The organism is Pseudomonadota bacterium (assembly GCA_030860485.1).
Classification (GTDB): Bacteria; Pseudomonadota; Gammaproteobacteria; order JACCXJ01; family JACCXJ01; genus JACCXJ01.
On the sequence record JALZID010000379.1, the window covers coordinates 1 to 9139 of the forward strand.

The window sequence follows — 9139 nt, forward strand, 5'->3', positions numbered from 1 at the left end:
TCCAGGCTGCGGTTGATGAGCGCCTCGGCGTCGGGGACCGGCGCCTTGACGATGGCGGGATCGCTCGGCTCGGCCGGGCGCACTTCCGGTTTGGCGGCCGGTGCCTTCTTCTTGGCGACCGTGAGCCGGTCGGCGCGGGGTTTCGCCGCCGAAGGTGGCTCGCCGGACGGTGGGGTGGGTTCCACCACAGTGTCGAGCCGGCTCGGCCCGGGGGGCGGGGCGGCCGCGATATCGGCCCGCTGTTCGGGGAAGGGTGCGGTGAAGGGCGTGGCCGGGCGCACGTTCTCCGCGCTGTCGCCACCTCCCTGCTGGGCGGCCTGGGCCAGGACCTCTGCCTTCTTGGGCTTCTCGGGGCTCTTTTGGTGGACCAGGATGACGTCGAGGGGTCGGTCGAGGGGTCTCTGCGAGGGCGGGGAGAAGCTCACCCCGAGGATCACGGTGGCATGGACCACGATGGCGCAACAGAGCGTGAGCGCCAGCCGGTCGGACGGTGCGACGACCGGTCTCGGTAGCGCTGCGCTCACGCCTGTGCCCTACGCCCGTCCATTCCCGCGACCATGGCGCGGGCGATTATACCGCCCGAGAACCCGAAGACCAGGGCCGCCGTCATCAACACCGGCAGGAGTCGCAGGAGGCCGGGATGGGGGATGAGGACCCAGTAGGCGAGGGCGAACGGGCCGACCATGTGTGCCAGGGCCGCGAGCGCGCCGTACCCGATGCTGGAGAGTCCCGGGATCGCGGTCGCAAGGCGCAGCACGCAGAGGTTCGCGATGGCCCCCGACAGGCTCAGGAAGCCCGGCGACAGAAAGGTGCCGCCGAGCAAGCCGCCCCCCACGACCCGGAGCACGGACACCCAGGCCGGGACGCCAAAGCCGTACCAGTGCAGGGCCGCGAGGGTGACGACGTTGGCGAGCCCGGGCTTGACCCCCGGCAGAGGGCTCGGGAGGTTTGCCTCCACGACGTCGATGGCGATCGCGAGCGCGGCCAGCCCGGCGATGCGGGCGTCTTCTGCTGTGACTTCGAATTCCATCGGTTGCTAGTTTCTCACGCAGTGTCATACAGACCGACTTCAACGAAACTGGAAGTCCCTTCTCTCTCAGGGAGAAGCTATGACAGGTTAGGCTGAGGGCTGTCAAATCAAACACTTTCATTGGTATCGATCCCATCATGCCCCCCCACTCCTGGTAGCGGAGGAGTGAGCTTCCGGTCTCCTCCCCTGCGCGGAGCGGGGGCTAGGGTGGGGGGGTACAGGCGTCGCGGCCGGTACAGGGCTTAGGTCAGCGCGGGAAGGCCTGACCCCCACCCCGACCCCCCCCCGTCCGCAAAAAACACGGACAGGGGAGGGAGTTTCTCGGTGCTCTCCCGGAAGAGTCTCGAGCTTGTCTAGGTACCTGCAATTTCAAATAGGGTTTTGGTTAGTAATTGATCGCATCCAGGCCGGGCTCCGGACCCAAGTGCGGCGCCGACCACCGATCGGCGGCCGTCATGGCTTCGGATCCAATCGGGATGCCGCGTTCCGGCTCGATCGTGAACCGCAGGCGCGGCCTCAGCGCCTCCGTCAGATGAAATGCGCCCCAGGCCATCGATCCAACATCGCCTGCGCTATCCCCATATCGTGTGCCACCGCCTGCCACTCGGAGGGCCCGGCGACTACGAACGCGGTGGCCCCCCGCGGCGGCCCCCCGGCAGATCACCGTCGCGGCCATGGCACCCTGTGCGGGGTACCCGGTGCGCGGGTCCAGGATGTGGTCGTATCGCTTTCCATCATACCTAAAAAATCTCTCGTAATCACCGGAAGTCAAGACACTTTCGTCTTCACCCAGCTCGAGGGTCCCGAGCACGCCGGCAGAGCGGGGCCGGCGTATGCCGATGCGCCAGGGCCGCTCGCCACGGCGTCCGATGGCGCGCAGATCGCCGCCGGCATTGACCAGCGCGTTTGTGATCCCCGCACCGCGCAGGTGTGCGAGGCCCGGTCCACCGCATCGCCCTTGGCATCGGCCCCGAGGTCGAACTGCACTGCCGGATTGGTGCCCTGGACCTCCCGGCCATTCCACCGCAGATCGCTCGTCGCCGGCGGGCGCCGCATGAGCGCGGCGATCGCCATGGCGAAGAACTGGAACTCGTGGACCGGTGTCGGCCGGGCACCGCAGGCCGTCAGGACGAGCGCGACTAGCACGAGGACGGCCGCACCGGGCGCCTGCCGGCCGGCGATTTCGCTCGGGGCGGTTGGCCCGCATCTCACCACTAACCTACTGCGGCCGGCGCCCTCGCAACGGCCAGTAGTGAGCAATGCGGGCTAGCGCAGGCGTTGTTCGATCGCATCCATGAGCTGGCCCGCGATGTCGAGCCCGTAGAGGGCGTCCAACTCGCGGAGGCAGGTGGGGCTCGTGACGTTGATCTCTGTGAGATAGTCGCCGATTACGTCGAGCCCGACGAAGACGAGCCCCTTGCGGCGCAAGGTCTCGCCCACCTCCGCACAGATCCAGCGGTCGCGTTCCGAGAGGGCCACGCCGGCGCTGCGCCCGCCCGCCGCCAGATTCCCGCGCGTTTCCCCCGGCGCCGGGTAGCGGGCCAGGGCGTAGGGGACCGGATGGCCGTCGATCAGGAGGATGCGTTTGTCGCCCTCTGTGATCTCGGGGATGAAGCGCTGGGCCATCGTGAAGCGCCGACCGTGGGCGGTCAGGGTCTCGATGATGACGTTGGTATTGGGGTCCTCGGCCCGCACCCGGAAGATCGAGGCCCCGCCCATGCCGTCCAGGGGCTTCAGGATGATATCGCCGTGCTCTTCCAAAAAGGATCGGATGCGGGTGCGGTCGCGGGTCACCAGGCTTTCCGGGCAGCACTGGCGGAACCAGGCGGTGAAGAGCTTCTCGTTGGCGTCGCGCAGCCCCTGCGGGGCGTTCACGACCAGGACCCCCGCGGCCTCGGCCAGCTCCAGGAGATAGGTCGCGTAGATGTACTCCATGTCGAAGGGCGGGTCCTTGCGCATCAGGACGACATCGGTCCGCGACAAGGGAAAGGTGTCTTCCTCCCCGAGCTCATACCAATGCACCGGGTCCTCCTGGACGGCGAGTCGCCGTACCCGTGCCTGTGCCAGGCCCTGGTGCAGGAACAGATCGCCCACCTCCAGGTACCAGAGACGCCAGCCACGCCGTTGGGCGGCGAGCAGCATGGCGAAGCTGCTGTCCTTCTTGATAGAGATCCCGGCGATCGGATCCATCAGAATGCCGAGATCAATGGCCATGGCGCCCGATCATAGGCCTGTTTAGGTCATAAGCGTGTCATGCACGAGTTTCCGGAGCATCCCACCCTGCCGAGGCTCATTCCGACTCGTGGCGCGGTTCCCGCGCCAGGAGGGTCTCTACGGCCTCGGACGGCCCCGAAGCGCCATTGAGGAGCCGCACCACCTGCTCGCTGATGGGCATGTCGATGTGGTGTATCGCGGCCAGGGCTTGAGCTTCCCGGGCCGTATACACGCCCTCCACCACCTGCCCGATCGCCATGAGCGCGTCTGGGAGGGGTGTGCCCCGGCCTAGCATGAGCCCGAGGCGGCGGTTGCGCGACTGATCGTCGGTGCAGGTCAGGACCAGATCGCCGAGCCCGGCGAGGCCCATGAAGGTCTCGCGGAGTCCGCCCAGGGCGAGTCCCAGGCGCAGCATCTCGGCCAGCCCCCGGCTGATGAGCGCGGCGCGTGCGTTGGCGCCGAAACCGAGACCGTCGGAGACCCCGGCGGCGATGGCGAGCACGTTTTTGACCGCGCCCCCCAGCTCGACGCCGATGACATCCGTGCTGGTGTAGGCGCGGAACGTCCCCTGGTGCAGGCGGGACACCAGATCGGTAGCGAATTCTGCGTCCGAGGAGGCCACGGTGACGGCGGTCGGCAGTCCCGCGACCACCTCGCGCGCGAAGCTCGGCCCGGAGATGACGGCCGTCGGCACGTCGTCCCCGAGGGTTTCGGCGAGCACCTCGTGGCCGAGTTTGTGGGTGCCGGCCTCGATGCCTTTACAGGCTAGCGCCACCCGGAGGGCGCGAGGCCGCAAGGCGGCAAGCATCTGGGCGAGGGATCGCAGCCCCTCGAAGGGCATGGCGAGTACGATATCGTGGACCTCGCAGAGTGCGGTCGTCAGGTCCGGGGCGAGGGTAAGGGTATCGGGAAACGGCGCCTCGGGGAGATGGCGGCGATTGCACCGGTCACGCTCGAGCGCCGCGAGGTGGGCGCTGTCTTGGCCCCAGAGACGGGTGGGTCGCCCGTGACGCGCCAGGAGTACGGCCAGCCCCGTGCCCCAGGACCCGGCACCTAGGACCACGACCGGTACATCTTCCGGAGTAGCGCCTCTCCCCAAGGATCTAATGGGTTACCTGCTTGGCCCCTGTCTCGGACTGCCGGCGCTCCAGGTCCCGTGCGTAGAGGGCGTCGAAGTTGACCGGCGCCAGCAACAACGGCGGAAAGCCCCCGCGCGTCACCAGGTCCGATACCACCTCGCGGGCGTAGGGGAACAGGATCGTCGGGCAGGCTGTCGCCAGCACCGGGCCGAGCTGATCGGCCGGGACGCCTTGGAGCGTGAATACGCCCGCCTGCTGTACCTCGACCAGATAGATCACGTTGTCTTCCGATTTGACGGTCACGGTCACCGCCAGGACCACCTCGTGTACGTTGTCACCCAGCCGGCTGGTGCGACTGTCGAGGTGGACCTCGACCGATGGTTTGATCTCCTGCAAGAAGGCCTGCGGTGACTGGGGTGCCTCGAACGACACATCCTTCACGTACAGCTTCTGGATCTGCAGCTCGGCAAAGGCCGCGTGCGATGGACCGGCCTCTACGTCGTTTTCAGTCATGATAAGACCCTGGGGATCCGGCGGAATGAGACCCTCGGGCCTCGCTCAGCCCCTCGCCAGTGGCAGGTTGGCGTCGCGCCAGTCCATGATCCCGCCCTTCAATCGGTATACCTTCCCGAAGCCGGCCTTTGACAAGGTGGTGACGGCGCCGGCGGCGCTGTTGCCCGCGTCGCAGCACACCACGATGGGCTGCTCGTGTTTCAGATCGAGCTTCCCGATCTTGTCGGCGAGCTCCGACAACGGGACATTGTGTGAGCCGAGGATGTGGCCTTTGCCGAACGCCCCCTTGTCGCGGATGTCGATCACCTGAGCGTCGTCGTGGTTGATGAGGCGTGTGACCTCCAAGGGCGTCACCTGCGGCGCCTGCTCTCTGGCACTTTGTACGAAGGTATAGGCGAGCCCGACCAGGACCCCGCCGAGGATCGAAAACAACACCCAATGGTTGACGACGAATTCACCGAGCCTCTCCATCCCGTAGTACTCCAGCGTGGTTCGATGTTTTGAGGATCCAGGCCGAGCGCGGCGCGGCGGCATTGTGCCAGGCCAGGCGCGGAAACGCCATGGCCCGTGCCCTATGCCATATATTGGGGATGCCCTACGCCGGTGGGTCGGAACACCCGGCGCCATTCTGCGGTCGCGCCGTCTAAGTCGGGCCCGAGCTCGCCATTGACCGCGAGCACCGCCCCGTCGATTCGTGCTAGACTCGAGAAATGCCTCAGCGGCCCTGCCCCCCGGCCAATCTCCCGGTCAATCCCCCCGTCAATCCAACCCCCAAACGCCCGACCGACCTCCTGGTCCCCATGCCGTTCGGTTGATGCAGCGAGAGCCCAGCGAGCGGTCCAGGGACGGGGTCGGAATGCCGATCGCCCACCGGCCGCTCATCCTCATCGTGCTGGACGGCTGGGGGCACAGCGACGACGTTGAATACAACGCGATCCACAGTGCCGATAAACCGGTTTGGGACGATCTCTGGTCGCTTTATCCTCACAGCCTGATCAGCTGCTCGGGGACGGATGTCGGCCTGCCCGACCAACAGATGGGGAACTCCGAGGTCGGGCATATGCACATCGGTGCCGGGCGGCTGGTGATGCAGGACTTCACCCGCATCACGGGCGCCGTCGAGGACGGTTCCTTCTTCCATAACCGGACCCTCCTCGACGCGGCGGCGCGCGCGGCGCGTAGCGGGAAGGCGCTCCATATCCTGGGGCTCTTGTCGCCGGGCGGGGTCCACAGCCACGAGGAACATCTGCTCGCGATGATCCATCTCGCGGTGCGCGCGCGGCCGCGGGAGGTGGTCCTGCACGCCTTCCTGGACGGCCGGGATCGACCCCCGAAGAGCGCCGCCGACTCCCTCCAGCGCGCTCAGGTCGAGTTCACTACCCTGGGCATGGGTCGCATCGGCACGCTGATCGGGCGTTACTACGCCATGGACCGCAACCAGTGCTGGGCGCGCACCGAGGCCGCATACCGCTTGATCACAAGCGGCGAGGCCGTGCATCGCTGCACCGATCCCTTCATCGCGCTCGACATGGCCTACGCGCGTGGCGAGACCGACGAGTTCGTGCAGGCGACGGCCATCGTCCCACGCGGTGCTCAGCCGGTACGCGTCGAAGAGGGTGATGTCGTGGTGTTCATGAACTACCGCGCCGACCGGGCGCGGCAGTTGACGCGCGCCTTCATCGAGCCCGATTTTGACCGATTCGAGCGCGGGCCGCGGGTCGATCTCGGGGCGTTCGTCACCCTGACCCGGTATCACGCGGATTTCGATGTCCCCGTCGCCTACCCTCCGGAACGGCTGCGCAACGTCTTCGGGGACTACATCGCCTCGCGCGGCCTGTCGCAGCTCCGTATCGCCGAAACCGAGAAATATGCCCACGTGACTTTCTTCTTCAACGGCGGGGAGGAGCGGGTGTTTCCCCGGGAAGACCGGGTTCTCGTCCCTTCGCCGCACGTCGCGACCTACGACGAGAAGCCCGAGATGAGCGCCTACGCGGTCACGGACCGCCTGGTCGAGGCCATCCACCGCGGCAGACACGACGTGATGATCTGTAACTATGCCAATGCCGACATGGTCGGCCACACCGGCAACTTCGAGGCGGCCGTCAAGGCCGTCGAGGTGTTGGATCGCTGCCTGGGGCGGGTGGTGGCGGCGGCGCAGTCCGTGGGTGGGGAGGTCCTCATCACCTCCGATCATGGCAACGCCGAGAAGATGCGCGGGGTCTCGACCAGGACCCACCGCGGTCAGCCCCATACCGCGCACACCAGCAACCGGGTGCCGTTCATCTATGTGGGGCGGCCGGCCGAGATCGGCCGTTCCGGGACCCTCGCGGACGTGGCACCCACAATGCTGTATCTGCTCGGACTGTCGCCGCCGTCCGAGATGAGCGGCGGCCCGCTGGTGCGCTTGGAGGCGCTGGACATGGCACAAGTACGGCGGCCGCGACAGCGCCTGGGACGGCTGTTGCGGTGAGCGGCCGGTGCCCGGATCGCGCTCCGTGCCGTGCCGTGGCCCCGTGCGGGCAGCTTGTCATGCGCCCGTCTGCGCTTGTATCCTGGCATATCGATCCGGCGGCCTGTTCCCGGCTTTTTTTTTGATGGTTGGCACCGCAGCGCGCAGCGGCCGTGCGCTCACCTTCACCGTCGGGGTCATTCGCCGGTCCGCCCTGTCCTCGGCCATCCCGTCATCACTTATCAACTGCCCATCTAGTGGGCCCATCGAGTGGGGTCTTTCATGAAACACGCTGCCGTCCATGCCGTCACCTTGGTCCTCGGTTTGGCCCTGGGCCTCAACCTGGCCCTCGGTCCCCATGAGCTTGCCCGGGCGGGTTCGGCGGAGTCCGCCGGACTGCCGCTCGACGAGCTTCGCACCTTTACCGAGGTGTTCGCCAAGATCAAGAGCGACTATGTGGAGGAGGTCGCGGACAAGGTGCTCCTGGAAAGCGCCATCCGCGGCATGCTGTCGGGCCTGGATCCCCATTCGTCCTACCTGGATGCCCAGGACTACGAGGGACTGCAAGAGGGCACCAGCGGCGAGTTCGGCGGGCTCGGTATCGAGGTGGGCTTGGAGGACGGCTTCGTCAAGGTCATCGCCCCGATCGACGACACCCCGGCGCAGAAGGCGGGGATCAAGGCCGGCGATGTGATCATTCGTCTGGATGACACGCCGGTCAAGGGCCTGAGCCTTAACGACGCGGTCAAGATCATGCGCGGCAAGCCCGGCAGCGAGATCCGCCTGACCATCGTGCGCGAGGGGCAGGAAAAGCCCCTGACCTTGCAAGTCACGCGCGACGTCATCAAGGTACAGAGCGTCAAGAACCGCACCCTCGAGCCGCGCCTGGGTTACGTGCGCATCTCGCATTTCCAGACCCGCACGGCGGAGGACGTGACGGACGCGCTCGCGGACCTCAAGGGCTCGAACGGCAATAAGCTGGCGGGGCTGGTGCTCGATCTGCGCAACAATCCGGGCGGGATCCTCGGCTCGGCGGTGGCGGTGGCGGACAACTTCCTCGACAAGGGGCTCATCGTGTACACCAAGGGCCGCGGTACGGAGTCGCAGATGAGGTTCAACGCCAAGCCCTCGGACCTCCTCAATGGCGCGCCCATCGTGGTGCTGGTCAACGGCGGCTCGGCGTCGGCCTCGGAGATCGTGGCCGGGGCCTTACAGGACAACCGCCGGGCGGTGATCATGGGCAGCAAGACCTTCGGCAAGGGCTCGGTGCAGACCATCCTGCCGATGGCCAACAACGCCGCATTGAAGCTGACCACGGCACGCTATTACACGCCTTCGGGGCATTCCATCCAGGCCGAGGGGATCAGCCCGGATATCGCCATCGACAAGCTAGAGCTCACGATCGTCGACAAGACCACCGACGAGATCCGGGAGGCCGATCTCACGCGCCATCTCGCGAACGGTGACAAGGCCCCGGCCCCGGCGCCGAAGGTCGATCCGAACAATCCGAACGTCCCGGAAGAAAAGCTCGCCAAGAGCGATTATGAGCTCCACGAGGCCTTGAACCTGCTCAAGGGCTTGGCGTTGCAGCGGGGTCTCCTGTGACGCCATGAGCGGCGTCCCGGTTCGCTTTCGAAGGCGTGGGGACGGGTTTGAAAACCCGCCCCCACCATATTGGCCACGGTCGTAAATCGCCTCATTGGATCCGCTCTCCCTCCGGAAGAGGGCTAGGGTAATGGTATGGACTCCTCCCCTCCCTAACGGCATCGTGATGTGCCAGAGTGGAAGATGAAACGACCACTTCAACGAAGAGGAGGAGTCCGGTATGTACAGTACGACAATCGGGTTGGACAT

10 protein-coding genes are annotated in these 9139 nt (G+C 66.5%); 2 read left to right on the plus strand and 8 right to left on the minus strand.

Features of this window, described 5'->3' with window-relative positions:
- The 8 genes from M3461_23150 to M3461_23185 form a co-directional block, all read right to left on the minus strand.
- Positions 1–524, minus strand: a 524-nt coding sequence (locus M3461_23150) for a hypothetical protein (GenBank protein ID MDQ3777038.1), incomplete at its 3' end; no start/stop codon positions are given.
- On the minus strand, positions 521–1030 hold the full coding sequence (locus tag M3461_23155; GenBank protein ID MDQ3777039.1) for a Gx transporter family protein: 510 nt from the start codon (positions 1028–1030) through the stop codon (positions 521–523). The genes M3461_23155 and M3461_23150, both read right to left, overlap by 4 nt.
- Positions 1031–1415: 385 nt before the next feature.
- On the minus strand, positions 1416–1910 hold the full coding sequence (locus M3461_23160) for an FAD:protein FMN transferase (protein MDQ3777040.1): 495 nt from the start codon (positions 1908–1910) through the stop codon (positions 1416–1418).
- On the minus strand, positions 1799–2242 hold the full coding sequence (locus M3461_23165) for a hypothetical protein (protein MDQ3777041.1): 444 nt from the start codon (positions 2240–2242) through the stop codon (positions 1799–1801). Before M3461_23165 ends, M3461_23160 begins: the two co-directional genes overlap by 112 nt.
- Before the next feature lie 54 nt (positions 2243–2296).
- Positions 2297–3244 (minus strand): glutathione synthase, encoded by a 948-nt coding sequence (gene gshB, locus M3461_23170; GenBank protein MDQ3777042.1) that lies wholly within the window; start codon positions 3242–3244, stop codon positions 2297–2299.
- A gap of 76 nt (positions 3245–3320) precedes the next feature.
- Complete coding sequence (locus M3461_23175; GenBank protein ID MDQ3777043.1) at positions 3321–4352, minus strand: NAD(P)-dependent glycerol-3-phosphate dehydrogenase; 1032 nt, start codon at positions 4350–4352, stop codon at positions 3321–3323.
- The gene (secB, locus tag M3461_23180; GenBank protein ID MDQ3777044.1) at positions 4348–4836 is read right to left on the minus strand and encodes a protein-export chaperone SecB; all 489 of its coding nucleotides are present in this window, start codon (positions 4834–4836) and stop codon (positions 4348–4350) included. The genes M3461_23175 and secB overlap by 5 nt, the downstream gene beginning before the upstream one ends.
- A 45-nt stretch (positions 4837–4881) precedes the next feature.
- Positions 4882–5307 (minus strand): rhodanese-like domain-containing protein, encoded by a 426-nt coding sequence (locus M3461_23185; protein MDQ3777045.1) that lies wholly within the window; start codon positions 5305–5307, stop codon positions 4882–4884.
- 385 nt (positions 5308–5692) lie between these two features.
- Here M3461_23185 and gpmI point away from each other — a divergent pair, with 385 nt between their 5' ends.
- Together gpmI and M3461_23195 are read left to right on the plus strand one after the other, a co-directional pair.
- Complete coding sequence (gene gpmI / locus M3461_23190; GenBank protein MDQ3777046.1) at positions 5693–7306, plus strand: 2,3-bisphosphoglycerate-independent phosphoglycerate mutase; 1614 nt, start codon at positions 5693–5695, stop codon at positions 7304–7306.
- A 261-nt stretch (positions 7307–7567) separates the two neighbouring features.
- On the plus strand, positions 7568–8890 hold the full coding sequence (locus M3461_23195; GenBank protein MDQ3777047.1) for a S41 family peptidase: 1323 nt from the start codon (positions 7568–7570) through the stop codon (positions 8888–8890).
- The last annotated feature ends 249 nt before the right edge of the window (positions 8891–9139 follow it).